Origin of the sequence: Natronospirillum operosum (assembly GCF_004768465.1) — a bacterium.
Classification (GTDB): domain Bacteria; phylum Pseudomonadota; class Gammaproteobacteria; order Pseudomonadales; family Natronospirillaceae; genus Natronospirillum; species Natronospirillum operosum.
Genome location: NZ_SRMF01000009.1, coordinates 8,507 through 34,048 on the forward strand (window position 1 = coordinate 8,507; position 25,542 = coordinate 34,048).

Genomic DNA, 25,542 nt, shown 5'->3' on the forward strand with positions numbered 1-25,542 from the left:
CCGTATGAAGGGCGGCTGACGCCGCCATCGCGACTCGCGTCGCTCGCTACAAATGAGACGCAGCACCCTGTAGAGAGGCGCGTGTAGTGAGGGACGCAAGTCCCGATTGAAGGCCACAGGCCCGTATGAAGGGCGGCTGACGCCGCCATCGCGACTCGCGTCGCTCGCTACAAATGAGACGCAGCACCCTGTAGAGAGGGACGTGTAGTGAGGGACGCAAGTCCCGATTGAAGGCCACAGGCCCCGATACGCTCACCGTTGCCTCTGGACCCATCCGGGCGGTAGAGTACCCTCTCTCTTCACAGCCGGACCCTCCAGCCCATGGCCAAGAAAAAGGACATTGCCTTCGTCTGTACCGAATGCGGAGCGGAGTACTCCAAATGGCAGGGCCAGTGCGGCGAGTGCAAGGCCTGGAACACGGTGCAGGAGTTCCGCCCGGCCAAGGCCACTGCCGGTGCGCGGCGTCAGGGCTTCGCGGGCGCCTTGTCCGAGGTCAAGACCCTCAGCGATGTCGACCTGGCCGAGATGCCCCGGCTCAATACCGGCATCGGCGAATTCGACCGGGTGCTGGGCGGTGGCCTGGTGGCCGGCTCGGCCATCCTGATCGGGGGCCACCCCGGCGCGGGCAAGTCTACCCTGTTGCTGCAGACCCTGTGCGCGCTGGCCCAAAAGCACAGTGTGCTCTATGTCACTGGTGAAGAAAGCCTGCAGCAGATCGCCATGCGGGCGCAGCGCCTCAACCTGCCCACGGACCGCGTGCAGGTCATGGCAGAAACCAATGTGGCGGCGATTCTGGATCAGGCCGAGGCTCTGAACCCCGATATTCTGGTCGTGGACTCCATTCAGGTGGTGCATCATCCGGATATCGAATCGGCACCGGGTTCGGTATCACAGGTGCGCGAAAGCGCCGCCATGCTCACCCAGTATGCCAAGCGCCAGCAGACGGCACTGTTCCTGATCGGTCATGTAACCAAGGACGGCTCGCTGGCCGGACCCAAGGTGCTGGAGCACATGATCGACTGCTCGGTTATGCTGGAAAGCGCCCACGACAGCCGCTTTCGCACCCTGCGGTCGATCAAGAACCGCTTCGGGGCGGTCAATGAACTGGGCGTCTTTGCCATGCTGGAGCAGGGTCTGAAGGAGGTCACCAACCCCAGTTCCATCTTCCTGAACCGGCAGGCCGAGGCCAGCCCGGGTTCACTGGTTACCGTGCTGTGGGAAGGCACCCGGCCGCTGCTGGTCGAACTGCAGGCACTGGTGGACGACAGTCCCGGTGGCTATCCCAAGCGGGTCACCCTGGGTCTGGATCAGAACCGTCTGGCCATGATGCTGGCCGTGCTGCACCGGCACGGGGGTATCTTCACCGGTGATCAGGATGTCTATCTCAATGTGGTGGGCGGCGTGAAAATCAACGAGACCAGTGCCGACCTGGCCAGTCTGCTGGCGATTTTGTCGAGTCTGCGCAACCGGGCCTGGCCCAAGAGTCTGTGCGTGTTCGGGGAGGTTGGGTTGTCCGGTGAGGTGCGGCCGGTGCCGTCTGGCCAGGAACGGGTGACGGAGGCCGCCAAACACGGCTTCACCCATGCGGTGGTGCCGCGCGCCAACGCGCCGCGCAAACCGGTGGAAGGCCTGACGGTACTGGGGGTCAGCAGCCTGCAGGAGGCGCTGGATCAGGTGACGTCACTGCTGGAGTAGCGAGCGACGCGAGTCGCGATGGCGGCGTCAACTGCCCTTCAATCGGCACTTGCGTGCCTCGCTACAGGGTGTTGTGCCTCATTTGTAGCGAGCGACGCGAGTCGCGATCAAGTGTGCGGTGTGGAAGTCCTTTTCCCTTGGTGCATCCTGCTGCGCTCCCTGCCTGCCCTCCGACAGGACTCAATCCTGAGCCTGTGCCGTGGGTCTGTTCCATCCGCTGGAACTCTCGGTCCTGCCAGGTTCCGATGAAGAAATCACGTCCTGTGCAGGCATCCTGCCTGTTGTCCTTCTGGCTCTCCCTGAGCACAGGCATACCCTAACAGGGTTACAGAAGCGGCGGTGATGGCAAAGTTCGGTCAGCCGCTGTAGGAAATTGCCTACAATGCATGCCGGTCAGGGTCCATGTCGGACTGCGGCTGTTCGGAGGCGCTCTCCGCACGCCCTTGCATGCGGACATTGAGGTCATTGATGGTGCGCGACATGTTCTCCATCAGAGTCACGGCAGTTTCCGGGTGGCGTTGAATCAGTGCCTGGAAATCGGCCTGCGGCACGGCCGCCACCAGGGCATCTTCTCGGGCTACCACGGTGGCCGTGCGCGGGGTGCCGCACAGCATGGCCATGGCGCCAAACAGTTCGCCCGGGGGTACTTCACCGACCACCACGCCGTTGCGGTATACATCGGCATGACCCTGGACCATGTGGTAGACCTCACCGGCCGGATCGCCTTCGCGGATGATGGTTTCACCCGCAGCGAACTCGAGAAAGCCGGTACTGTTGTGGTCGTGCACCGGATCAGGCAGCAGGCCCTGCTGGCACAGGCTCAGTTGGGTCAGCAGAAAGGCCGTCCACTGGGCCGCGCGGTCACGTGTCTCATGAACATAGTGCAGCACCTGGTCAATCGAATAGAGGGCCACCTCGGCATGAGACTGTGACACATAAGTCAGGTCCGGCAGACCGTAGCCTCCGGTCAGACCGAGCAGATCGCCCCGCTCCATCTGAATGACAGCCCGCTCCTGAAGCAGCCCGCGAACATCGCCATTGCGCAGCCAGGCCCATTTTTGCGCCGGCATGGCCGTGTGCAGGGACTCACCCGGATGCAGCTCGATGATCCGGTCGGGCTTGTCCAGAGTCTGAAAAATGAGCTCATTGAGTTGCCGCAGCCGGCTGGCCAGTTGCTGCGGTACCTCGGAAGTGGCGGCCAGTAGAAGCATCAGAATCGGTCCCCCTTGGTGTTTGTTGTCCACTCTAGCAGGCTGGACGCGTGGACAACATGAACCGGTTGGCATTACAGGCACACCGGATAACGGACTGTAACCAATTGCCACAATGACTGAATCAGTTCTGTTCTATGCTCATTGGCAGAAGCCGTCAATGGGAGGTGCGTCATGCTGTCACCCAATGTGTTGCTGCACAGCGAGCTGCCGGTCGTGCGTCGGCAGGTGGAAGCGGCCCTGCTCAGTCAGTCGCCCCACACGACGCTGTTCGAGGCGACGGACTGGCATGCGGCGGAAATGCTGGCCGAGCAGCATGCGCTGGACATCATCATAGTGACGCACACCAGGCTGGACCCGGTCGAGGTGGATACGCTGATTGCGTTGCGCCGCCTGCAGCCGGGTGTGCGCATGATCCTGCTGACCCTGGACCCGTTGCCGGCCGATTTCCCGGCGCTGCTGGAGCGGCTGGATATCAGTCCGGTATCACTGCGCCATCTGGCCGGTACCCTGCTGCGGCCGCCGGCATTCCAGAACAGTGGTAGCCCGTTCCGGATGGTCCCGGACATTCGAGGCTTTGCGGGCTGAACGGCAGGGTCGGCTGCTCCAGTTGCTGTTGGCGCTCGAGTTCGGATTCGTGCGTCCGTTGCAGTTGCTCCAGTTCATCCTGGTGTGTCTGTTGCAGTTGCTCCAGTTCTTCGCGGAACTGCTGACGCAGCCTTTCGGCCTCCGCTTCGGCAGCGGCAAGGCGGGCAGACTGTTCCTCATATCGTGACTCCAGAGCGGCATGGCGTTGCCGCAGTGCAGCCAGATCGGCCTGCAGGTCGGCCAGCGCTTCGGTGCTCAATTCGGCCGAGGTGACCTGCTCCCGCGCCTGCTCCGACAGCTGCTGCAGGGCCTGGCGCAGCTGATCCCTGGACTGTCTGAGGGCCGTCAGTTCCTCGGCATGCTGTGCTTCCAGAGCCTGCACCGACGCCCGCTCGGCCTGGCTGGCAGTGCGTTCGGCCTGCCCCTGGCCGGTGGTGAAGCCGACCGCATAACCCAGCCCCAGCAACAGCAGGACCACGACTGCAATCCAGGCCACGGGCGGTACCTCCGACCACTGCTGGCGCAGTTTGCGGGCAAGTCGATACAGGGGTTGCAGACGTCTTTCAGGGGTCTCCGGCATGCGGCAGAGTCTAGCATGGGCCGGCGGCGAACCGGCAGCCGCTACTGTGAACGGGTCCACGACCGTGCGCAAAATTTACCTGTTGGTATGAGTTGTGCACAGTAAGTGGGTACTCGTTCAAGGGCGTCAATTCAATGACAGGACAGGTTGTGCGTGATCGTTTGCGGACCCGACCGCGTGTCGTCTGGCTGCTGGTGCTGGCTCTGCTGGTGCTGGCGCCGCTGGCGCAGGCCGTGGAGGTGCGCTTCAACCCCTACCGCCTGTGGCAGGGGCTGGAAGGCTGGACGGGAGACGACGATGATCCTGTGATGTTCGATATCGCCATTGATGTGCCGCTGGAAGACGCCATGTGGGGCCCGCAGTACACCTTCTATCAGGATGTCGGCGGCAGCTTCCATACGCTGGGGGTGCAGTGGACACGCATGCAGGAGCGCGAGTCGGGCTTCTATTATGGCGCCGGCCTGAACTGGCTGAGCATAGTGCCGGATGCGGATTTCGAGGACGAGCTGGCCGATGTCTGCCGGCCACTGGTGCCGCTCAATGTGCAGGCCCGCTGGGGCTACCGCTGGCAGTTCAACCCCGTGTTCAGTGTGCATCTGGGCGCGGATGTCTCCGCCGGTGAGGTGACCGCGCGGCAGGGCGAACGCTGCGTGACCGATGGCGAGGAAGTCGATCTGGGCACGGTGCAGAATTTTGTCGACCCGCGGCTGGATTTCCGTTTCTCCTTTCGCCTGTAATGTGGCGGGTTCCATCCCGACTTGTATCAGGCTGCCGGAGTTTGTAGAGTCTGCGCCACCGGCATAACGCCTGGAGTCGATCATGGCCAAGCTCAACAAGTCAGACGCGGAATGGCAGGCTGAACTGCCTGCCGAAAGTTATCGGGTGACCCGGCATGCCGGCACCGAGCGGCCGTTCACCGGCGAGTACTGGGATCATTTCAAGCCGGGTACCTACCATTGCATCTGCTGTGATGCGCCGCTGTTCACCAGCAGCACCAAATTCGATGCTGGCTGCGGCTGGCCTTCCTTCAGCGAAGTCATGGCCAGTGACCAGGTGATCAAGCGCGATGATCACAGCCTGGGCATGCATCGTGTGGAAGTGCTGTGCGCCCAGTGTGAAGCGCATCTGGGCCATGTATTTCCCGATGGCCCGGCGCCGACCGGGCTGCGCTACTGCATCAACTCGGTGGCGCTCAACTTCCGGCCCAGTGCCGACAGCAAGGAGTCCGATTCGGCATGACTGTGGTTTATCTGTTGTTGTTTGCGGTGCTGCTGGCCTCGCCCGCGCTCTGGTTTCGCTGGTGGCGCCTGAACCGCTTTACCGCCTATGCCTGGGGCATGATGGTCTTCATGGCCTGCTTCGGCATTGTCTTTATCGGTTTTGGTGAGGTCGAATGGGGGCGCACCATCGGCCTGTTTGCACTGGTGCTGATACTGTCGATCGCCAAGCAGCTGCATGCGCGCAAGCGCGCCGACGAAGCGGCCGAGAAAGCCGCTGCTGACAAGGCCGGCGAAGCCTAACGCTGCGCCGTCAGCCCCAGCTCTGACACAAACAGGCTCTGATCACTGCGCGCGGTCGGGGTGATCAGGTGCAGGGCCTGGACGGCGCGGGTAATGCCGACATAGAGCAGGCGCCGTTCGCTTTCTTCGTCCACCGGCAGGCGCAGATGCCCCTCCGGATGATAGGGATAGAAGTGTCGGTTCAGCCCCGGCACGATCACCCGCTGCCATTGCCGCCCCTTGGCCTTGTGCAGGCTGGTCAGGCAGACCTGGCCAGCGGTCGGGTCCGCATTGTGCGCCTGGCGTTCTGCCAGCAGGCTGTCCAGCCAGTCACTGACGGCTGCCGCCGGGCGGTCCTGTTCGCGCATGAAAGCCACAAACCCCCGTACCGTTTCTTTCTGCTCATCGGCCTGCTGCGCCGAGAAGGCACTGTCGTCGAAGCTGTTCAGGTAGTCGGTCTGGTTCAGCCAGCTGCTCAGCAACTGGCTGGCGCCGGTGGTGCCTTGTTCGGCGAGGCGGATCACGTCGGCGCGCAGGGCCAGTTGGTCCTGCTGCCAGTAGGAGAGCTTGTCCGGCAGATGCGCCATCAGGGCCCGGTAGGGTGGCAGCTCGGAGGTGGCGAGCGCGCGCGCCATGTTGGTCAGCAGACGCCGCTGAATCTTGGGATAGGGTTGGGTCAGCAGGCTGGTCCAGAGCGCGAGCCGCGTCTCGGTGGTGGCGCCGTCGAGGCGGCCGCCGGCAACCTGGCACAGGGCGAGCAGGGGTTGCAGTTCCTGCCGCTGCAGCACCGAGCCGCCATGCTCGAGGCGAAACGGGATCTGTTCCGTCAGCAGTTGCAACTCCAGACGCCCGGCCTGGGCCCAGAGGCGGTGCAGGATGGCCACGTCCTCCAGTTCTCCGGCGGCGGACCAGTCACGCAGCAGGCGGCCGATCAGCGCGACCTCATGCTCGGTCTCATGCAGGACCACCTGCGTATCCGGCGTCGACGGCGCGGATCGTGTCTGCACCGGCTCACGCTGGCGGTTGTGGCGAATCAGCCGGTTGGCGCAACTGGCCAGGTTCGGCCCGTAGCGGAAGCTGGCGCTCAGGGTGCGGGTGGTGGCGTCCGGATAGCGCGCCGGAAAATGATGCAGCATGAAGCCGGGGTCGGAGCCGCGAAACTCATAGATGGTCTGATCCGGGTCGCCCACTATGGTGACCCGGGCGCGCTCACCGGTGACGGCCTCCAGCAGTGCATGCTGGCAGGCATTGATGTCCTGGAACTCGTCGACAATGACGTGGTCCAGATGGTCGGCGAAGCCGGCGGCGATATCGGGGCGGCTGCTGAACAGCCGCACCGGATCATAGATCATGTCGGCAAAGGTCAGGCGGCGATGGTCCCGGCGCCAGCTTTCCAGTTGTTCGAACAGGCGGACAAAGGGGCGGGCCTGCAGATTCAGGTTCAGCTGTTCGAACACCTGTTCCGGTGAGTCCAGCCCTGCCTTGACGCGTTCGATAAAGGTCATGGCCGGTTCCACCCATTTGCGGCGGTTGGCCTGCATGTCCTGCGCCTGCTCGCCCGTGGTGGCCAGCTCCTGCAGCCAGCGCCAGACGCGCGGTTCCAGTTCCCGGTCACTGAGCAGGTCGCCCTGCCAGGCGGACAGATGCCCCTGTCGGACCAGGGTCCGGTAGATGCTGAAACCGAGCGCATGGAAAGTGCGCACATCCGGCAGCGGGCCGGGGTAGAGGCTGCGAAAGCGCTGTTCGAAGTCTGCGCGGGCGCTGCGGTTGTACATCAGTACCAGCAGGCGTTTCGGGGGCACGCCATCCTGCAGCAGGGCGTGGGCCTGTTCCATCAGGGTGGCGGTCTTGCCGGAACCGGCAACGGCAATGATGCGTTGATGCTGTTGTCGACCCTGAATGGCAGCGGTCTGTTCATCGGTCAGGCGCAGGGACAGGCCGTGGGCACGGGAAGCAGAGGTCGGGGCATGGTCTGGTGGAGCAGGTGTCTGGGCCAAAATACCGGTCAAGTACGAGAGTGACTGTGGGCCGGCAGGATAAAGGAATCGGGGTGGGAATGCACTCGACCTGGGTGCAGTCTGGTGGCGACTGCACCCGGTCGGAGTGCCTCAGGGGATCAGCCCCTCAGGCATCAACTTCAGGCCTGACGGGAGACTGAACCGACTGAGCCGCTGTGGCTCAGCTTCTTGCCAATGGCAGTGCCCAGATCGACAGCAGCGGTGCGTACGGTGCGCGCCAGTGTCTGCAGACCATGGAAAAAGGCTTCGGAGCGCATGCGGCGAGCCTTTTCTTCGTAGAACTGGACGTCTACGTTGCCAAAACGGTCAAGAACAATTGCGGGATCATAGTCAACTTTCATTTAAGGTCAGGTCTCCTTCAACCGGTAAAAATGGATTGCAGAGCGCGTATAACCTCGTCTCTACGGTGTTGTATGATAAGGACTGCCCGCAGGGTGACAAACGATCGTTTTTCAGCCCATGGATTAGTAAAATTCATCCATATAGAATGATCACCCGCTACCCCAGGAGAAGAGCATCAAACGACTTCCACCCCTGAACAGTCTGCGCAGCTTTGAAGCCGCCGCCCGCCTGGGCAGTTTCCAGCAGGCTGCAGGCGAGTTGCATGTCACGCCATCGGCCGTGAGTCACCAGGTCAAGTCGCTGGAGACCTTTCTGGAGCTGGAGCTGTTCGAGCGCCATACGCGGCGCGTCGAACTGACGTCGGCCGGGCGTCTCTACCTGCAGACGGTGCAGAAAGCCCTGCAGGACATCGAGCGCGCCACCCAGCGCCTGCTCAGTGAACACACCAGCGGTGAGCTCAAGCTGGCCGTGGCGCCGGCCTTTCTGAGCCGCTGGCTGCTGCCGCGCATGAGTCACTTCTACGAGGAACATCCGAATATCGAGCTGGATATTGCCGCCTCCACAGGGCTGATTGATTTTGCGCACAGTGATACGGATATGGCGGTCTACTATGGCGACGGGCGCTGGGACGGCGTGGAAGCCCACTTTCTGAAGGATTCCGTGCTGGTACCGGTCTGTGCGCCGGAGTTGCTGGAGCGTCATCCCATCGAGACGCCGGAGGACCTGAGCTGGCATACGTTGCTGCATGTCAGTCGGCGGCCGGACGAGTGGCATCTGTGGTTCGCCGCTGCCGGGGCGGAGTATCAGGAGCGGCGCAAGGGCATGGTGTTGTCCAGCTCGCTGCTGACGGCCCGCGCGGCTGCCAAGGGGCTGGGGGTGGCGCTGGCCGACGTCAATCTGGTCACGGACGAGATTCAGTCCGGGCAACTGGTGATTCCGCTGGAGCAGACGCTGGGCAAGGACAAGTCGTTCTATCTGGTCTACCAGAAGGACCGCCCCATGAGCTATGCCATGCGCGAGTTTCGCAACTGGATCATGGCTGCCATGGCGCTGGATGCACTGACGGCAGGCTCGGGCAAACCATGAACCGGTTGTGGGGTCGACTGTTCTGGCGCCGGGGCGGTGACCCGGCCTTCGGTTCGGCGCTGGCGCGTGACCCGGCGCTGCAGGCGCTGAACGAGGCGGAACTGCAGGAGATCGACGATCACCTGCCGGATCTGACCGGCTATCGGGTGCTGGACCTGGGCGCCGGCATCGGTCGCTTTACCGGCCGCCTGGCCGAACGTGCGGAGCGGGTGCTGGCACTGGACCTGTCGGCCGATGCCATTGCCGAGAACCGGCAGCGCCATGCGGCGCGACACAATATCGATTACCGGGTCGCCGATGCGGTGGCCGAAGATCTGGGCGCCGCGCAGTACGATCTGGTGTTTTCCAACTGGCTGTTCATGTATCTGGATGATGCCGATGCACGGCAGGTGCTGACGCATGTCCTGCGGGCGCTGAAGCCGGGTGGCTGGCTGTTTCTGCGCGAGAGTTGCCGACTGGAGGCCGCCGCCGGTTCGCCGTGGTGGCGCTGGCCCGCGGTGCCGCGTCTGGCCTTGCAGCATGTGCCGGTGCCCTGGTGGCAGCGCTGGCGCTATCTGCTGCCGGGGCAGCGCCGCATTCAGCTGCACCGCAGACCGGAACAGTATGAACGGTTGCTGCAACAGGTCGGTTTCGAACCGGAAGCACAGGGCCGGCTGGGCAGTTACGAGGCCGCATTCGATTCGGCGCATCAGCAATACTGGCTGCTGCGCAAGCCGATTGCGCAGGCCGGCACCGATGCCGTGGGTGACGGCCTGTTTGCGCCGCCCCGGGCCTGGACCTTCGGCGGCGAGACCTGGCGCAGCTTTGATGACCATATCCGGCGTTCGATTCCCTTCTATGATGCCCTGCATGAACTGATTGCCGGGCTGGCGGTGGATTTTGCCCGGCCCGAGGGCTGGCTGCTGGAGTTGGGCTGTTCCACCGGCACCCTGTCGGCCCGCCTCAGTCAGGCCTGCCCGGACAGTCGCGTCTGCGGGGTGGATGCCGAGCCGACCATGATTGCCGCCGCGCAGCGGCAACTGCGGCCCAATCTGGAATACCACTGTGCCGACATCAGAAGCTTTGATCTGACTGCGGCGACAGGGGCCACAGACATGGTCGTGCTCTGCTACACGCTGCAGTTTCTGCCGGTTGCCGATCGACTGCCGCTGCTGTGCCGGTTGTGCGACACCCTGCGCCCGGGCGGCGGACTGATTCTGGCGGAAAAGGTACGGCGGCGTGACCCGGAGCAGGAAGCCCGCCTGCGGCGCGTGCATCATGCCTTCAAGCGCAGTCAGGGTTATACGCAGGCGGAGATCGACGCCAAGGACCGCAGCCTGGAAGGCATTCTGGTGCCGCTGCATGAGGACGAGAACACCGACCTGCTGGCGCAGGCCGGTTTTGCGCCGGTGCACACCATCTTCGAGAACACCTGTTTCAAGGCCTGGCTGGCAGTCAGGCCCTGATTCTGGCTGTTCAGGCCGGAGGCGGTGCGGTGGATTTGAACTCGTCGCGGGTGCTGGCCGTTTCCAGCCAGGTCAGCAGGGCCGGGCAGGCGGCGAAGTCGACGCGCTGCCGATACTGCGCCCAGGCCACAAAGCAGGCCACGCGCAGGGTGGCGTCATTCCACTGCAAGGGTTTTTCCTGCGCCCAGGCTTCCAGCGCCTCAACCGTGGTGCTGATGCGCGCCGACTGGCGTTTCAGGTAGTCATTGCTCTGCGGGTCAATCCCGGCGCGCTCCAGTTGAAAGACATTCACGGAGGCGTCCAGCACGGTGTTGGCCAGGCAGAACAGATCGAACTGCTTCACGTCCGGCAGCCAGGCCTGGCCGGCGCGCTCGCGAATGTACTTGAGGATGCTGGCGGAATCATAAAGGCGGACATTGCCATCCTCCATATAGGGCACTTTCTGCGCCGGCGAGCCCTCGGCACTGGCCTTGTTGTCGGTTTCGATCAGTTCGAACGAGGTGCCGGTTTCCAGCAGGGCAATGCGACAGTGTCGCACATAGGGTGAGGTGTAGCTGCCGTACAGTTGCATAGATGTCTCCTGCAATATGCGCAATGGGTGGGCCGACCCTGGCCCCGGGATGGCTCCAATATGGGCGGCTGTCGGCTTTTCGTCAATGTTGCAGCGAACACTGGCTATTGCCTTGAGGCTGCAGTAGACTGCGCCCTTCTTCCCGCCCGGAGTCAGTCAAAACATTGTACTCGCGCGCGGGGCCATCCCGTGACACTTCTTGAGAGTACTATGTCATTTGATACCCTGGGCTTGTCTGCAAGCCTGCTTGATGCCGTTCGTCAGAAAGGCTATACCCAACCTTCTCCCATCCAGGCCAAAGCCATTCCCGCTGTATTGCAGGGGCGTGATGTCATGGCTGCTGCCCAGACCGGCACCGGCAAGACTGCCGGCTTCACGCTGCCGGTATTGCAGCTGCTGTCCGCTGGTCAGCGTGCCAAACCGGGTGCCGTGCGCGCTCTGGTACTGACGCCGACCCGCGAACTGGCGGCACAGGTGGAAGACAATATTCAGGCCTATGGCCGCCATCTGCCGCTGCGTTCAGCCGTGGTATTCGGCGGTGTGGGCATTCACCCGCAGATTGCGGCGCTGAAAAAGGGCGTCGACATTCTGGTCGCCACCCCAGGCCGCCTGCTGGACCTGTTTCAGCAGAAAGCGCTGCACTTCCGGGATCTGGAAATTCTGATTCTGGATGAAGCCGACCGAATGCTCGACATGGGCTTTATTCACGATATCCGTCGCATCATCAAGGTGTTGCCGACTCAGCGTCAGAACCTGATGTTTTCGGCGACGTTCTCCGATGATATCCGCAAACTGGCGCGTACCATTGTGAACGATCCGGTGGAAGTCGATGTCAGCCCGCGCAACTCAACGGCGGAGCTGGTGGTGCAGACCATCTTCCCGGTCGACAAGAAGCGCAAGCCGGCGCTGCTGAGCCATCTGATCAAGGCTCGGAAATGGCATCAGGTGCTGGTGTTCTCGCGCACCAAGCATGGCGCCAACAAGCTGGTGAAGCTGCTGGAAGCCGACGGCATTCCGGCCGCCGCGATTCATGGCAACAAGAGCCAGACTGCGCGCACCAAGGCCCTGGCCGACTTCAAGGCGGGCAAAGTCACCACCCTGGTGGCCACGGATATCGCCGCGCGCGGCATTGATATTCAGCAGTTGCCGCAGGTGGTCAATTTCGATCTGCCCAATGTGTCCGAGGACTATGTGCACCGGATTGGCCGTACCGGCCGTGCCGGCGCCGACGGGCAGGCGTTCTCGCTGGTTTGTGCGGATGAATTCGATGACCTGAAAGGCATCGAACGACTGATCAAGCGCACCCTCGAGCGGGTGGAGATTGAAGGCTTCGAGCCATTGAACAACCTGCCGGCCTCACCGGACCCCACGCAGCCTCGTCGTGGCAGCCCGCCGCGACGCAGCGGTCCCGGTAACGGCAACAACAATGGTGGTCGCAACAACTCCGGCCGTGCGCAGCAGCGACGCGGTGGTGGCGGTGACAGCAACGGCGGCAGCCGCAGTGGCAACCGCCGTCGTCAGGTCGCCTAGACGGTCAGGCTGAATGACCGCTAGCGCACCACAACGCAGGTGCAGGGCGCGTGTTGCATTACCTTGTGTGACACGCTGCCCACCAGCAAGCTCTTGAAATCGCCCATTCCGCGTGACCCCATGACAATCAGATCCGCCTTCAGGTCCTTCGCCTTGTCGGTGATCTGTTGTGCCGGGTTGCCGATGCTCACGGAACCCTCCACAGCGGTAAAGTCCTTCGCACGCACCATGTCCATGGCTTCTGCCACTATGTCCTGGCCAATCATCTCCAGGCGTTGTGTGGTTTTGCTGACATCGATGGAGTAGCGGTCCACGAAGGCCAGTTCGCTGGCGCTGGGCAGATCGGGTACGTGCAACAGATGTAGCTTCGCATCATGATTGCGCGCCCAGTCGACGGCAAATTCGATAGCCTGCCGGGCATGTGCGGAACCGTCTACCGGTACCAGTACGAGTTTGGTCATGTCTTTTCCCTCCCGAGGCGCTTTTTTGAGTGGCCTCAACTCCACTCTAGTCTTCCTGCAGTCGGGGACATTGATCCAGATCAGTATTTCAACCGAACCAGGGGGCCAGTGCTGTCTGCCAGGCTTGCTGCTTGTTGGCCCTGGACATGGCCGCATGGGCCGGACTGGTGGAGGGCAGGCGCTGCAGCGGCAGGTCAGCCCAGGGGGCGGGCAGGGCCGGCAGCACATGGCGGCGGTAGCTTTGCCAGGCCTTGCTGCCATTGCAGAACACGGCCTGCGTATGCGGGTGGCGCTCGAACCAGCCAGCGAAATCATTGGGCACTATGCTGTCTTCGATGATGTCCGAGTCCAGACTGGAGCTGCGGGTGCAGGTCTGCAGGACATCCCAGAGACCGATGCCGGCGGCGCGCAGATGCTCCAGTCGCTGGTCATAGGGCAGTACCGGGTCGAAGTCGAGCAGGGCGCCCATGATGGGCCAGAACGCATTGCGCGGATGCGCATAGTAGCGCTGCGCCTGCAGCGAGGCCCGACCCGGCATGGAGCCCAGGATCAGCACGCGGGCAGATGCAGGTTCAATGGGCAGGAAGCTGTGGACCCGGCTCATGGCAGGATCGCTCAGTGTGTGGTCGGCGCAGCGGTCTGCACCAGCACCCAGGGCGCCACCACCACGGCCCAGACATCGGCTTTCTGGTCATACCAGGCCTGGGCCTGTTCATTGCTGACGCCGGCCACCTGGCCGCGTTCTGTCCAGGTTTCGAACTGCGCCTTGTTGTCCCGCACCAGTTCCTTCGCCACGGCCACCAGATCCAGCTCGGCATCCACCTGAATCACCTGGCCGCGGGCGAAATGCGGCTGCAGCTCCAGCCAGTTGATGCGGGCGGTCTCGGTATTCAGCACGGCGTTGAGTTCGTCATCGGTCAGTTGGCGACGGTCCTTGCTCATTTCGGGGCGATACTCCGGCAGCAGGTGAGTGGGCGGGCCTGCCGCAGGCAGGCCCTGCCCGCCATTCTACCGTCCGTGGCGGCGGGCTGAAACCGGTTCAGCCCAGCATGGGCCGCAGCAGGTCGCGCAAGGCCTCGGCATCACGATGGAAGGTGCGAATGCCCTCGGCCAGCTTTTCGGTCGCCATGGCGTCTTCATTCATGGCCCAGCGGAACTCGGCCTCGTTCAGGGACAGCCGGGGCAGGTCGGATGTCTGCTCGGGGGCCAGCACGCGGGTCAGGGTATTGTCACGCTGCTGCAGGCTCTCCAGCAGGGCCGGACTGATGGTCAGACGATCACAGCCGGCCAGCTGTTCTATCTCGCCCTCGTTGCGGAAGCTGGCGCCCATCACGATGGTGTCGTAGCCGTGGGTCTTGTAGTAGCGGTAGATGGCCTGCACGGACTGCACGCCTGGGTCTTCGGTGGCGCTGTAGGTGCGGTCGTTGGTTTTCTGGTACCAGTCCAGAATGCGGCCGACAAAGGGCGAGATCAGCGTTACGCCGGCTTCGGCACAGGCAATGGCCTGCGGCAGCGAGAACAGCAGCGTCAGGTTGCAGCGAATGCCGGCCTGCTCCAGCTCGCGGGCGGCCTGAATACCTTCCCAGGTGGAGGCCACCTTGATCAGGATGCGTTCGCGGCCCACGCCGGCGGCTTCATAGAGCGCCATCAGACGATGCGCCTTGTCGACAGTGGCCTGGCGATCAAAGGACAGGCGGGCGTCCACCTCGGTCGACACATAGCCGGGTACGACCTGTGTCAGTTCCCGCCCGAAGGCGATAGACAGGTGATCCATGGCGGCTTCGAGCCTCTGTTCCGGGGTGTTCTGTTCGGCCCTGGCGGCGGCGACTGCCGCTTGCACCAGATGCTGATATGACGCCTGTTGCGCTGCCTTCAGCAGCAGCGAGGGGTTGGTGGTGGCATCTTCCGGCTGATAGGTCTTGATGGCATCGAAGTCGCCGGTGTCGGCCACCACTGTGGTGTACTGGCGCAGCTGCTGCAGGCAGTTCATGATCTGCGGGTCTCCCTGAATAGTTTGAGACAGAAAATATTTGACTCGGTATGGATTCTGTCACATTATAATTTCGAGTAGCAAATTAATTTGAGTGGCGCATATAACGCACAAGCAAAAAGGCGCCACTCAGTCGGGAGGAAATCATGTATCTCGGACTGGATCTGGGCACATCCGGCCTCAAGGCCGTGCTCACTGGGGCGGATGGATCAGTGGTTGATTCCGCATCGGCCTCGGTGCAGACGCAGTACCCCTCACCTTCGCAGGTAGAGCAGCAACCGGAAGACTGGTGGGCGGCTCTGCAGCAGGCGCTGGCTGAACTGGGCAGGCGGCAGGATCTCGGCGCGGTCAAAGCGATCGGGCTGGCCGGCCATATGCATGGCGCGGTATTGCTGGACAGTACCGGTGCGGTGATTCGGCCCTGCATTCAATGGAACGACGGGCGCAGTGCCGAACAATGCCGGGTACTGGAAGACAGCCTGGACGACTTCCGGGTTCGCAGTGGCAATGTGGCCATGCCGGGCTTTACCGCGCCCAAGGTGCTGTGGGTGCGTGAGCACGAACCCGAGAACTTTGCCCGCATCGCGCGTGTGGTACTGCCCAAGGATTATCTGCGCTTCCGTCTGACCGGTGAATACTGGTCGGAGATGTCCGATGCGGCCGGTACGCTGTGGCTGAACCCGCAGACCCGGGACTGGGATGATGAGCTGCTGCGCATCAGCGGGCTAGAGCGTCATCACATGCCGGCACTGACCGAAGGCAGTCGGGTGACCGGCCGCGTCAGCGCGGCCGCGGCGGCAGAGCTCGGCCTGCGGGAGGTTCCGGTGGTGGGCGGTGCCGGTGACAATGCCGCCGGCGCCATTGGCGTCGGGGTCACCCGACCTGGCCAGGGTTTTATCTCGCTGGGTACTTCGGGTGTCTACTTCGTGGTCAGCGAAGCGCATTGCGCGGCGCCGGAACAGACCGTGCACGCATTCTGTCACTGTCTGCCAGAACGCTGGCACCAGATGTCGGTCATGCTCAGCGCAGCTTCCTGCCTGGATTGGCTGGCCAACCTGACCGGCGCCACGGTATCCGAGCTGCTGGCCGAGGTGGAAGCCAGTGATGTGCGGGAGACCCCGGTGCTGTTTCTGCCCTATCTGACCGGCGAGCGAACGCCGCACAATGACCCGAACCTGCGCGCCCAGTTCTTCGGCCTCTCCGGCTCCACCCAGCGCGCGGAACTGACGCTGGCGGTGCTGGAGGGCGTGGCCTACGGCATTGCCGATGGCGAAGACGCGCTGAAGGCCGCCGGTACCCCGCTGCAGGATATTTCACTGATCGGCGGCGGCGCGCGGTCGGCGTTCTGGCGTCAGCTGATCGCCGATGTGCTGCAGCGCACCCTGCATTTCAGGGAAGGTGGCGAGGTCGGCCCCGGCCTGGGTGCGGCCCGCCTGGCTCACCTTGGGTTGGCCGGTGATGACGATGCCAGTATCGAAGCCATCTGTCCGCCGCCACCCATTGTTCAGACTCATGAGCCGGACTCCGGGCGTGCGGACCATCACCGCCGCCGTCTGGCCCTGTTCCGCCGCCTGCACCAGCAGACGGCCTCACTTCATCATTCACCGGAATATTGAGAGGAAACACCATGTCCGGCTACTTCGATCATATTGCACCGGTCCGCTACGAAGGACCGGACTCCGACAATCCGCTGGCATTCCGGCACTATGACCCGGAGCGCATTGTCCTCGGCAAGACTCTGAAAGAGCAGCTGCGCTTTGCCGTCTGCTACTGGCACAACTTCTGCTGGGACGGTGCCGATGTCTTTGGTGAAGGCACCTTCCAGCGTCCCTGGCACAGTGGTGCGGATGCACTGTCTCTGGCCGAACAGAAAATGGACGTGGCGTTCGATTTCTTCGCGCGCCTGGGCGCGCCGTTCTGGACCTTCCATGACTATGACATAGCGCCGGAAGGCAGCACCATTCGCGAGAGCCGGGAAAACTTCGCCCGCATGATCGATCGGGCGGCGCAGAAGCAGGAAGAAACCGGCCTGCAACTGCTCTGGGGTACGGCCAAGAACTTTGGCGCCCGCCGCTATATGGCCGGTGCGGCGACCAACCCCGACCCGGAAGTGTTTGCCTATGCCGCTGCCCAGGTGCAGCAGGCCCTTGAGGCCACACACAAGCTGGCCGGTGCCAACTATGTGCTGTGGGGGGGGCGCGAAGGCTACGAAACCCTGCTCAATACCGACCTGAAGCGTGAACAGGAACAGCTCGGTCGCTTCATGCAACTGGTGGTGGAACACAAGCACCGTATCGGTTACAAGGGCGCCATCCTGATCGAGCCGAAACCCCAGGAGCCGACCAAGCACCAGTACGACTATGATTCAGCGACTGTGTTCGGCTTCCTGCAGAAGTACGGACTGGAAAATGAAATCAAGGTCAATATCGAAGTCAACCACGCGACGCTTGCGGGGCATACTTTTGAGCACGAACTTGCAACGGCGTCGTCGCTTGGCATTCTGGGCTCTGTCGACGCCAACCGCGGTGACCACCAGAACGGATGGGACACCGATCAGTACCCGAACAACGTCGAAGAAATGACGCTGGCCTGCTACGAAATTATCAAGGCCGGCGGTTTCACCACGGGCGGGTTCAACTTCGATACCAAGCTGCGCCGCACCTCCATTGATGCCGAAGATCTGTTCCATGCGCATATCGGTGGCATGGACACCATGGCGCTGGCCTTCATGAAGGCAGCAGACCTCTACGAGCAGGGTGAACTGCAGCGTTTTGTCGACAACCGCTATGCCGGCTGGGAGCAGGATCTGGGGCAAAAGATTCTGGGTGGCAAGCTGGATCTGGCCGGTCTGGCCGACTATGCGGTGGACAAGAACATTGCTCCCAAGCCGGTGTCCTCGCGTCAGGAGATGCTGGAGAACATGGTCAATCGGGTGATTTTCAACCGCAATTGATTCGACTCGGGCACAAAATTAGGGGTGTTTTGTAAAGTCTGGTGCTTCGGCACCAGACTTTTTGCGTTAAAACGCCTGTTTTTTGACCTCCATGTGACGATTTTAGGGCCTGCACGCCGCATTTTTATTGACAAGCATGGTGTTTCTGCTTTAAATAAATTCAGGACCTGAAAATAAGGTCCGGCAAAACAACAACAAGATCTCCATGGAGAGTGCTATGAAACGGATACTGACGACTATTGTCGCAACTACTCTGACTGCTGCCCCCATGCTGGCGACAGCGGACATTACCATTGGTGTTTCCTGGTCCAATTTCCAGGAAGAACGCTGGCAGACAGACGAGGCGGCCATTCGCGAGGCGCTGGATCACCTGGGTGCACGTTATATTTCTTCTGATGCCCAGTCGTCAGCTTCCAAGCAGCTGACCGATGTCGAAAGCCTGATTGCCAATGGGGCGGACGCGCTGATCATTCTGGCTCAGGATGCCGATGCCATCGGGCCTGCTGTCGAAGCTGCGGCCGACGAGGGCATTCCGGTGGTGGGGTATGACCGCCTGATCGAGCATCCGGATGCGTTCTACCTGACCTTCGACAACCGTGAAGTCGGTCGTCTGCAGGCCCAGGCCGTGTTCGAGCAGCAGCCGACCGGCAACTACGTATTCATCAAGGGCTCGCCGGCCGACCCCAATGCCGATTTCCTGCATGAAGGCCAACTGGAAGTGTTGCAGGCGGCACTGGACAGCGGCGATATCGTCAATGTCGGTGAAGCCTATACCGACGGCTGGCTGCCGGCGAACGCGCAGCGCAACATGGAGCAGTTCCTCACTGCCAACAACAACGAAGTGGATGCGGTGGTGGCGTCCAATGACGGCACCGCGGGTGGTGTTGTGGCCGCGCTGAGTGCGCAGGGTCTGGACGGTGATGTGCCGGTGTCCGGCCAGGACGGCGACCATGCCGCGCTGAACCGGATCGCACAGGGCACCCAGACCGTGTCGGTCTGGAAGGATGCCCGTGATCTGGGCCATGCAGCAGCCAATATCGCTTTCCTGTTGGCCAATGGCACGCCGCTGCACCGGGTACCCGGTGCGACAGTGTGGGCTGATGGCCCGCGCGGTGTAGAGATGCAGTCCCTGTTCCTGGAGCCGGTGCCCATTATGCGCGACAACCTTGATGTCGTGATCGACGCCGGCTGGGTTGAGAGAGATGTGGTCTGTCAGGGGGTAACGGACGCCTCAGTGGCTGTCTGTAACTGACGCCTGCTTGTGCCGGGCCTGCGGGCCCGGCTTTTTTTAGGCTTTCTCGGTAACCCGGAGTACCCCTATGTTCAAGCCATTGTTGGCCCCGCTGAAAAAGGCAGCGGCGGCGACAGAGGTTGATACGCGCCTGGTGGGCATGATTGCCGTGCTGGCACTGATCTGGCTGGGCTTCAATGCCGTGACCGGCGGCGCCTTTCTGACCCCGCGCAATCTTTGGAATCTCAGTGTTCAGAGCGCCTCGGTCGCGGTAATGGCGACCGGTATGGTGCTGGTTATTGTTACACGTAATATCGATCTGTCGGTGGGCTCCGTACTGGGCGTCACCGGCATGATCATCGGTGTCACCCAGGCTGAAATACTGCCCCAGATGTGGGGCTATGGCCATCCGTTCACCTGGGTAACAGCCCTGCTGGTGGGCATCCTGGCCGGTGCCATGATCGGCGCCCTGCAGGGCTACATCATTGCCTACATGAAGGTGCCGGCATTTATCGTCACTCTGGGTGGTCTGCTGGTCTGGCGCGGTGCTGCCTGGTGGGTCACGTCGGGCCGCACGGTAGCGCCGATGGACGCCCAGTTCCGCATGCTCGGTGGTGGCCCGACGGGCTCGGTGGGGGAACTCGCCACCTGGCTGATCGCCGCTGCCATCTGTGTGGTGGTGGTGTATGGGCTGGTACGCAACCGTCGGCAGCGTCGGCGCCACGGCTTTCCGCTGCGACCGCTGTGGGCCGAGTGGCTGGTGGGTCTGTCCGTCAGCGGCATCACCATTGGGGCGGCGGCGGTGGCCAATGCCTACCCCTGGCCGACCCGCGTGGCCGAGCGCTACGCGGAGGCTCAGAGCATCCCGGTGCCTGATGGCGGTCTGGTGATCGGGCATGGCTTTGCCATACCGGTGCTGGTCGCACTGGCGGTGGGCGTCATCATGACCTTTGTCGCCACCCGAACCCGCTTTGGCCGCTATGTGTTTTCCATCGGCGGCAATCCTGAAGCGGCGGAACTGGCCGGTGTGAATACACGCCGGGTCATCATGCAGGTGTTCATCATCATGGGTGTGCTGGCAGCCATTGCAGCGGCCATTTCCACGGCGCGCCTGAATGCGGCCACCAATGCGCAGGGCACGCTGGACGAACTCTATGTCATTGCCGCCGCCGTGATCGGCGGCACCTCTCTGGCCGGCGGTGTCGGCAAGGTGGCGGGTGCCATGCTGGGGGCGGTGATCATGCAGTCACTGCAGTCGGGCATGGTGCTGGTGGGTATCGAGACGCCATTGCAGAATATCGTGGTCGGCTCGGTGCTGGTTCTGGCCGTCTGGGTCGACACACTGTATCGACGGGGGACTTCCACATGACAAGCGCTGAGACACCTCTGGTCGAGATGCGGCATATCTCGCTGTCCTTCGGTGGTATTCGGGCCGTGGATGATGTGAGCCTGGACCTGCATCCCGGTGAAGTGGTGGGGCTGCTGGGGCACAACGGTGCCGGCAAGTCGACGCTGATCAAGATACTGTCCGGTGCCTATGCGAAGGACGAGGGCGAGATACTGATCAACGGCAAGCCGGTCAGTATCGACAACCCGCGTGATGCCAAGGCGCTGGGTATCGAAACCATCTATCAGACGCTGGCGCTGGCGGACAACGTGGATGCGGCTGCCAACCTGTTTCTGGGGCGGGAAATCACCACCCGCTGGGGCACGCTGGATGATGGCGCCATGGAAGCGGCCTGCCGGCAGGTGATGGGTCGCCTGAACCCCAATTTCAAGCGTTTCAGTGATCCGGTGAAGTCACTGTCCGGCGGGCAGAGGCAATCCGTGGCCATTGCGCGGGCGCTCTATTTCAATGCCCGCATTCTGGTCATGGACGAACCCACGGCCGCTCTGGGGCCGCAGGAAACGGCCCAGGTGGCGGATCTGGTCAAGCACCTGAAAACACAGGGCATTGGTATCTTCATGATTTCGCATGACATCCACGATGTGTTCGATCTGTCGGATCGGGTGGTGGTGATGAAAAACGGTCAGGTGGTTGGCCGGGCGCCGGTGGAGCGGGTGACCAAGGACGAGGTGCTGGGCATGATCATACTGGGCAAATGCCCAGGCGGCGCCGAGCCCGGGCCGGGTGCCATTCCGGCGGAGGAACTGCCAACCGAGGGCGTGCCCGACCTCTGATCAGGTGGCGGGCTTCAGGTCTGGCCCCAGGCCGGGATGACGAACAGCGCATTGGCGCCCAGCATCAGGGCGCCGCAGATGATTTCCAACCAACTGAACCAGCCCGGATAGCCCGCATCCAGCCCCTGGCGGGTGCGGGTCTCTACCATGGTGGACAGTGCGGCGGAAATCAGAAAATGAATCAGCAGGGCCATGCTGGCCACCGCCACCGGATTCATGCCGAACAGGGCGCTGATCAGAATGACTGCAATAATGGTCCACAGAAACTCGATGCCTTCCAGCAGCCGCCGTCCGCGCATGGGGCGGCCCGCGTTGCGCAGCCCCTTTATGCCGGCGAGCAGAATCACCAGCCCCAGGACGGCCTGACCGTAGAAATACAACAGCATGGCAGGGCTCCTTGTGGCTATCCGAAGTGTTTCAGCGCCAGGGCGATAATGCCCTTGCCGGTCATGTCTTCCGACCAGGGCAGATGTTCTATGGCCGTGCCGCTGGACAGTTCGTTGACCAGGGCATTGCGAATGCCTTCCCGCACCCCGTCTTCCAGCAGGTCATAGGCGCGCACACCAGGCCCGGTGACAACGACCCGCTCCGGGCTCATCAGGGCCAGCATGTTGGCAATGCCGTAGCCCAGTACCCGACCGGACTGCGCAAACAGCTCCCGAGCCGCCTCGTTGCCGGTACGTGCCAGTTCGGTCAGCTTCTGCATCTGCTTTTCCGACGGGTGCCGACGGTCGGTGGCCGGCAGGTTCATGATGGCGCTGGCATCCCGGTACAAGGCGTAGTCGGACACATAGGCCTCGATGCAGCCGCGCTTGCCACAGGCGCACTGCGGCCCGTCGTGGGAATACTTGGTGTGGCCGAATTCGGCCGCTGCGCCCAGATGGCCGGTATACAGCTCGCCGTTCATGATCAGACTACCGCCGACACCATAGCCGAGCATGACCACGATAAAATCGCGGCACTCGACGTATTGCTGCTGCATCTGCACGGCATAGGCGATGCAGTTGGCGTCATTGGCCAGTTCCACCGGACAGCCCAGATGCCGCTGCAGGTGGTTGGTCAGGTTGATGTGCTTGACCGAGAGCGCTGGACTCCAGACCACATTGCCCTGATGGGCATCGACAAAACCCTGAATCGCAATGCCGGCGCTGACCAGCAACTGCTGGTGGCCGGGATGCTGGGCCAGAAAATGTTCGGCTTCCTTGAGCAGGACCGCATTCAGGCTCTCGGCGTCCTGGTCCAGGGTGCGCACGGCGACCACGGCTTCGCTGATGATGTTGCCCTTGAGGTCGCCCAGCATCAGGCGCAGTTCGTTGATGGACAGCTTCAGACCCAGCACCGAAGCCTTGTCGGGGTTCAGGTCGATCATGACCCGCGGCCGACCCCGGCCGGAGCTCTCGCGGGGGGCCTGCACTTCCTGAATGATGTTGTGCTCGGCCAGTTCCGAGGTGATGGCAGTGACGGTAGCGGGGCTGAGCCCCGTGATACGGCCAATGTCCACCCGCGCTACCGGGCCATACACCCGCAGGGCGCTGATCACCTCGGCACGATTGGCGGCACGGATCTGTTCAGTATCGGTTTTTCTGTTGCTCATGAATCTGCCGAGAAATGCTGCTTTTATGGCTGAGAGTGTACAGTGCGCTTTTTTTTAAGTCGACTCTCGAAAAAATTTTGACAGCGCCGCTTCCCTGTGTTTTATTTAGTTTGAGACACAAAATTAGTTTGGAAGTCTTCCTCAAGACCCACCAGACCCGAAAGCAGTGCTACCGACCGCCAGTGCTCGTGTCTTCAGTCAGAGCGGTCAAATGAATATAACCACAAGAAACAAACAGAGGACATCGCAATGATCACTTTCCAACGCTTGCTGGCGGGCGCTTGCGCTACCAGCGTACTCATGATGACAGGGGCCGCCACGGTCCACGCGCAGGAGCGGGTTCACGTTCTGCACAATCAGCAGGACGCTTTTATCCGTGAAGTCTGGGATGAACTGCGTCAGGATTTCCAGGCGCAGAATCCGGATATCGAAGTTGAACTCGAGTTCATGGACGACCAGGCGATGCAACAGCGTCTGCCCACGCTGCTGCAGGCTTCCGTCAAACCCAACCTGTACTGGAGCTTCGGTGGTGATGACTACCGCATGCGTGCCCAGTCCGGTCTGCTCGGTGACATCACCGACATGGCCGATGGCCTGCGCGGCAATATCCCGGAAGGTATTCTGGAGGCCTATGAAGTTGACGGCCGTCTTTACGGCGCCCCCTACCGTCTGGCCGGCGTAGGCTTCTGGTACAACAGAGACCTGTTTGAAGAGGCTGGTGTCAGCTCTGACGACATCGAAACCTGGGATGACTTCCTGGATGTGGTTCAGGCGCTGCAAGATGCCGGCATCACGCCCATCGCGGCGGGTGGTTCCGAGCGCTGGCCGCTGCACTTCTACTGGACCTATCTGGCCATGCGTACCGGTGGTCAGGAGCTGTTCGAGGCCATCCTCAACGATGAAGCCAGCTTCGTCAACGAGCACTACATCCGTGCCGGCGAGGAACTGCAGCGTCTGGCCGACCTGGAGCCATTCCAGTCGGGCTACATGGGCTTCGCCTATAACGAAGCGGCCGGTGTGTTCGGCAACGGCAATGCCGCCATTCACCTGATGGGCGAGTGGGATATCGGTGTGCAGACTTCCGAGTCCGAAAGCGGTGAAGGTGTGTCCGGTGACCGCCTGGGCTACTTCAACTTCCCGGCAGTGGAAGGTGGTGAGGGTGATCCGAGCGCTACCATCGGTGGTGTGGACGGTTTTGCCTTTACCTCGGGTCGTGCTACCGAGGAATCGGTCAAATGGCTGGAATTCTTCCTGGCCCCCGAGCAGCAGTCACGTCTGGCCGCTGAGGGCATCATCATTCCGGTTGCCAATGGTGCGCAGGAACACATGGAAGACCAGCACCTGCAGATGGTGGCCGAGACCATTGCCAACTCCTCCTGGCACCAGGTGTTCTGGGACCAGGCTCTGGGTGCCTCAGTGGGCGGTGTGATCAACGACATGTCGGCCGATCTGGTGGCCGGCCGCGTCACCCCGGAACAGGCTGTTCAGCAGATCCAGGAAGCCTGGGAATTCCGTTGATCTGACCTGATCCGAGTCACTGCAGCATACCGCCCTCTGGGCGGTATGCTGTCCTCCTGCCTTCAGCCCATTGGTAATCAAGCATGAGTACGCATTCTCCGACCACCCAAGCTGGCCTGATGGGGCGACTGCGCGACTGGCTGTACGTTCAGAACACGGGCGGACGCCTGACCACGCTGCTGTTGTTTCTGCCGCCGGCGCTGATGATTTTTACGCTGTTTGCGATTCTGCCGATTGCAGAATCGGGTCTGTACAGTTTCTACAACTGGAATGGTTTTGTGCCGCTCGCCGACGGCGGGCGCTGGGTTGGTCTGCGCAACTATGAGCAGATCCTGGGTCACAGTGTGTTCCATCAGGCAGTGTGGAATACAGCGCGCATCGTCATCATATCGATGCTGATCCAATTGCCGCTGGCCATGGTGCTGGCGATGCTGATCGCCAGCAAGAGCGCGGTGAACAACGTTTTCCGCCTGATCTTCTTTCTGCCCTTCATCCTGGCGGATGTGGTCGCGGGCCTGATCTGGCGCTTTATCTATGATGGCAATTATGGTCTGGTGGCCGCCATCACCCATCTGTTCGGTCTGGAGCCCTTTTATCCGCTGGCCGATCAGTCCTGGGCCTTCAATGCGATTCTGGTGGTGGTGGTCTGGAAGTACTTCGGCTACCACATGATGATCTATATCGCCGGCTTGCAGAGTGTGTCCGACGATCTGATCGAGGCGGCCAAGCTGGACGGCGCAACACCGATCCAGATTGCGCTGCGCATCAAGCTGCCGTTGATCTGGCCGGCCATTCGCCTGTCCATCTTTTTCAGTGTTATCGGTGCCCTGCAGTTCTTCGAAATGGCAGTGCCGCTCGTGCAGTCCGGTGGTCCGGGCGGCTCGGCACACACCATTGTCACCTATCTGTACGAGTACGGCATTGTGCGTTCGCGCGTTGGCTTCGGCAGTGCGGTTGGGGTCATTCTGTTCCTGGTTTGCGTGGTGTTCGCGTTTACCTATCAGCGCTATGTCATGGCCAGCCACAAGTAGGAGCCGGGAGAAGTTATC

The 25,542-nt window shown here is 62.1% G+C and carries 26 protein-coding genes; 15 read left to right on the forward strand and 11 right to left on the reverse strand.

Going from position 1 to position 25,542, the window contains the following annotated elements; genetic code table 11:
• Nucleotides 1-321: 321 nt before the first annotated feature.
• Nucleotides 322-1,695 (forward strand): DNA repair protein RadA, encoded by a 1,374-nt coding sequence (gene radA / locus E4656_RS16270; protein ID WP_135484369.1) that lies wholly within the window; start codon nucleotides 322-324, stop codon nucleotides 1,693-1,695.
• A 377-nt stretch (nucleotides 1,696-2,072) separates the two neighbouring features.
• Here the strand turns inward: radA and E4656_RS16275 are convergent, their stop codons facing one another.
• Nucleotides 2,073-2,906 (reverse strand): cyclic nucleotide-binding domain-containing protein, encoded by an 834-nt coding sequence (locus E4656_RS16275; RefSeq protein ID WP_167856097.1) that lies wholly within the window; start codon nucleotides 2,904-2,906, stop codon nucleotides 2,073-2,075.
• 174 nt (nucleotides 2,907-3,080) lie between these two features.
• On the opposite strand from E4656_RS16275, the gene E4656_RS16280 reads away from it, so the two are divergent.
• Nucleotides 3,081-3,494 carry a response regulator gene (locus E4656_RS16280; RefSeq protein ID WP_135484371.1) on the forward strand — a complete coding sequence of 138 codons (414 nt, stop codon included), beginning with the start codon at nucleotides 3,081-3,083 and terminating at the stop codon, nucleotides 3,492-3,494.
• Here E4656_RS16280 and E4656_RS16285 read toward each other — a convergent pair.
• Nucleotides 3,382-4,074, reverse strand: a complete 693-nt coding sequence (locus tag E4656_RS16285) for a hypothetical protein (RefSeq protein ID WP_135484372.1) — start codon at nucleotides 4,072-4,074, stop codon at nucleotides 3,382-3,384. The genes E4656_RS16280 and E4656_RS16285 overlap by 113 nt on opposite strands.
• Nucleotides 4,075-4,208: 134 nt before the next feature.
• On the opposite strand from E4656_RS16285, the gene E4656_RS16290 reads away from it, so the two are divergent.
• The 3 genes from E4656_RS16290 (at nucleotide 4,209) to E4656_RS16300 (ending at nucleotide 5,594) form a co-directional block, all read left to right on the forward strand.
• Nucleotides 4,209-4,811 (forward strand): hypothetical protein, encoded by a 603-nt coding sequence (locus tag E4656_RS16290; protein WP_135484373.1) that lies wholly within the window; start codon nucleotides 4,209-4,211, stop codon nucleotides 4,809-4,811.
• 82 nt (nucleotides 4,812-4,893) lie between these two features.
• Nucleotides 4,894-5,313, forward strand: coding sequence for a peptide-methionine (R)-S-oxide reductase MsrB (msrB, locus tag E4656_RS16295; protein WP_205849248.1), 420 nt, complete (start codon nucleotides 4,894-4,896; stop codon nucleotides 5,311-5,313).
• A complete protein-coding gene (locus E4656_RS16300; RefSeq protein WP_135484375.1) occupies nucleotides 5,310-5,594 on the forward strand; it encodes a hypothetical protein in 285 nt (94 codons plus the stop codon). Before msrB ends, E4656_RS16300 begins: the two co-directional genes overlap by 4 nt.
• Here the strand turns inward: E4656_RS16300 and E4656_RS16305 are convergent.
• Together E4656_RS16305 and E4656_RS16310 are read right to left on the reverse strand one after the other, a co-directional pair.
• A complete protein-coding gene (locus E4656_RS16305) occupies nucleotides 5,591-7,570 on the reverse strand; it encodes an ATP-dependent helicase (protein WP_167856098.1) in 1,980 nt (659 codons plus the stop codon). The two genes, E4656_RS16300 and E4656_RS16305, sit on opposite strands and share 4 nt — an antisense overlap.
• A 140-nt stretch (nucleotides 7,571-7,710) precedes the next feature.
• Nucleotides 7,711-7,932 carry an RSP_7527 family protein gene (locus tag E4656_RS16310; protein WP_135484377.1) on the reverse strand — a complete coding sequence of 74 codons (222 nt, stop codon included), beginning with the start codon at nucleotides 7,930-7,932 and terminating at the stop codon, nucleotides 7,711-7,713.
• A 175-nt stretch (nucleotides 7,933-8,107) separates the two neighbouring features.
• Between E4656_RS16310 and gcvA the strand changes: the two genes are divergently transcribed.
• The gene (gcvA, locus tag E4656_RS16315; RefSeq protein ID WP_135484378.1) at nucleotides 8,108-9,019 is read left to right on the forward strand and encodes a transcriptional regulator GcvA; all 912 of its coding nucleotides are present in this window, start codon (nucleotides 8,108-8,110) and stop codon (nucleotides 9,017-9,019) included.
• Entirely contained in the window at nucleotides 9,016-10,464 is a 1,449-nt protein-coding gene (locus E4656_RS16320; RefSeq protein WP_135484379.1) for a methyltransferase domain-containing protein, read from the forward strand. The genes gcvA and E4656_RS16320 overlap by 4 nt, the downstream gene beginning before the upstream one ends.
• 10 nt (nucleotides 10,465-10,474) lie before the next feature.
• Here E4656_RS16320 and E4656_RS16325 read toward each other — a convergent pair whose 3' ends face one another.
• Nucleotides 10,475-11,035, reverse strand: coding sequence for a glutathione S-transferase N-terminal domain-containing protein (locus tag E4656_RS16325; protein WP_135484380.1), 561 nt, complete (start codon nucleotides 11,033-11,035; stop codon nucleotides 10,475-10,477).
• Between the two features lie 210 nt (nucleotides 11,036-11,245).
• Between E4656_RS16325 and E4656_RS16330 the strand changes: the two genes are divergently transcribed.
• A complete protein-coding gene (locus tag E4656_RS16330; RefSeq protein WP_135484381.1) occupies nucleotides 11,246-12,565 on the forward strand; it encodes a DEAD/DEAH box helicase in 1,320 nt (439 codons plus the stop codon).
• A gap of 20 nt (nucleotides 12,566-12,585) precedes the next feature.
• Here the strand turns inward: E4656_RS16330 and E4656_RS16335 are convergent, their stop codons facing one another.
• From E4656_RS16335 to tal, 4 genes are all read right to left on the reverse strand, one after another.
• Nucleotides 12,586-13,026, reverse strand: a complete 441-nt coding sequence (locus tag E4656_RS16335) for a universal stress protein (protein ID WP_167856099.1) — start codon at nucleotides 13,024-13,026, stop codon at nucleotides 12,586-12,588.
• 88 nt (nucleotides 13,027-13,114) lie between these two features.
• Nucleotides 13,115-13,630, reverse strand: coding sequence for a DNA-deoxyinosine glycosylase (locus E4656_RS16340; protein ID WP_135484383.1), 516 nt, complete (start codon nucleotides 13,628-13,630; stop codon nucleotides 13,115-13,117).
• A gap of 11 nt (nucleotides 13,631-13,641) precedes the next feature.
• The gene (locus tag E4656_RS16345; protein WP_135484384.1) at nucleotides 13,642-13,968 is read right to left on the reverse strand and encodes a DUF2288 domain-containing protein; all 327 of its coding nucleotides are present in this window, start codon (nucleotides 13,966-13,968) and stop codon (nucleotides 13,642-13,644) included.
• A gap of 97 nt (nucleotides 13,969-14,065) precedes the next feature.
• Nucleotides 14,066-15,019, reverse strand: a complete 954-nt coding sequence (gene tal / locus E4656_RS16350; RefSeq protein ID WP_135484385.1) for a transaldolase — start codon at nucleotides 15,017-15,019, stop codon at nucleotides 14,066-14,068.
• 143 nt (nucleotides 15,020-15,162) lie between these two features.
• On the opposite strand from tal, the gene xylB reads away from it, so the two are divergent.
• The 5 genes from xylB to E4656_RS16375 all read left to right on the forward strand — a co-directional run bounded on the left by xylB (nucleotide 15,163) and on the right by E4656_RS16375 (nucleotide 21,381).
• The gene (gene xylB / locus E4656_RS16355; RefSeq protein ID WP_135484386.1) at nucleotides 15,163-16,632 is read left to right on the forward strand and encodes a xylulokinase; all 1,470 of its coding nucleotides are present in this window, start codon (nucleotides 15,163-15,165) and stop codon (nucleotides 16,630-16,632) included.
• An 11-nt stretch (nucleotides 16,633-16,643) separates the two neighbouring features.
• Nucleotides 16,644-17,969, forward strand: coding sequence for a xylose isomerase (gene xylA / locus E4656_RS16360; RefSeq protein ID WP_135484387.1), 1,326 nt, complete (start codon nucleotides 16,644-16,646; stop codon nucleotides 17,967-17,969).
• A gap of 217 nt (nucleotides 17,970-18,186) precedes the next feature.
• Complete coding sequence (gene xylF, locus E4656_RS16365) at nucleotides 18,187-19,221, forward strand: D-xylose ABC transporter substrate-binding protein (RefSeq protein ID WP_135484388.1); 1,035 nt, start codon at nucleotides 18,187-18,189, stop codon at nucleotides 19,219-19,221.
• Between the two features lie 67 nt (nucleotides 19,222-19,288).
• Entirely contained in the window at nucleotides 19,289-20,569 is a 1,281-nt protein-coding gene (locus tag E4656_RS16370) for a sugar ABC transporter permease (RefSeq protein ID WP_135484389.1), read from the forward strand.
• A complete protein-coding gene (locus E4656_RS16375) occupies nucleotides 20,566-21,381 on the forward strand; it encodes an ATP-binding cassette domain-containing protein (RefSeq protein ID WP_135484390.1) in 816 nt (271 codons plus the stop codon). The genes E4656_RS16370 and E4656_RS16375 overlap by 4 nt, the downstream gene beginning before the upstream one ends.
• Before the next feature lie 14 nt (nucleotides 21,382-21,395).
• On the opposite strand, the gene E4656_RS16380 is transcribed toward E4656_RS16375, so the two are convergent.
• Together E4656_RS16380 and E4656_RS16385 are read right to left on the reverse strand one after the other, a co-directional pair.
• Entirely contained in the window at nucleotides 21,396-21,767 is a 372-nt protein-coding gene (locus E4656_RS16380; RefSeq protein ID WP_135484391.1) for a hypothetical protein, read from the reverse strand.
• A 17-nt stretch (nucleotides 21,768-21,784) separates the two neighbouring features.
• Nucleotides 21,785-22,975, reverse strand: a complete 1,191-nt coding sequence (locus tag E4656_RS16385) for an ROK family protein (RefSeq protein ID WP_135484392.1) — start codon at nucleotides 22,973-22,975, stop codon at nucleotides 21,785-21,787.
• A gap of 249 nt (nucleotides 22,976-23,224) precedes the next feature.
• Between E4656_RS16385 and E4656_RS16390 the strand changes: the two genes are divergently transcribed.
• Both E4656_RS16390 and E4656_RS16395 read left to right on the forward strand, forming a co-directional pair.
• Nucleotides 23,225-24,493: an extracellular solute-binding protein gene (locus E4656_RS16390; RefSeq protein ID WP_135484393.1), complete on the forward strand. Its 1,269-nt coding sequence runs from the start codon at nucleotides 23,225-23,227 to the stop codon at nucleotides 24,491-24,493.
• Nucleotides 24,494-24,576: 83 nt separating this feature from the next.
• Entirely contained in the window at nucleotides 24,577-25,524 is a 948-nt protein-coding gene (locus E4656_RS16395) for a carbohydrate ABC transporter permease (RefSeq protein WP_240754006.1), read from the forward strand.
• Nucleotides 25,525-25,542: the final 18 nt, after the last annotated feature.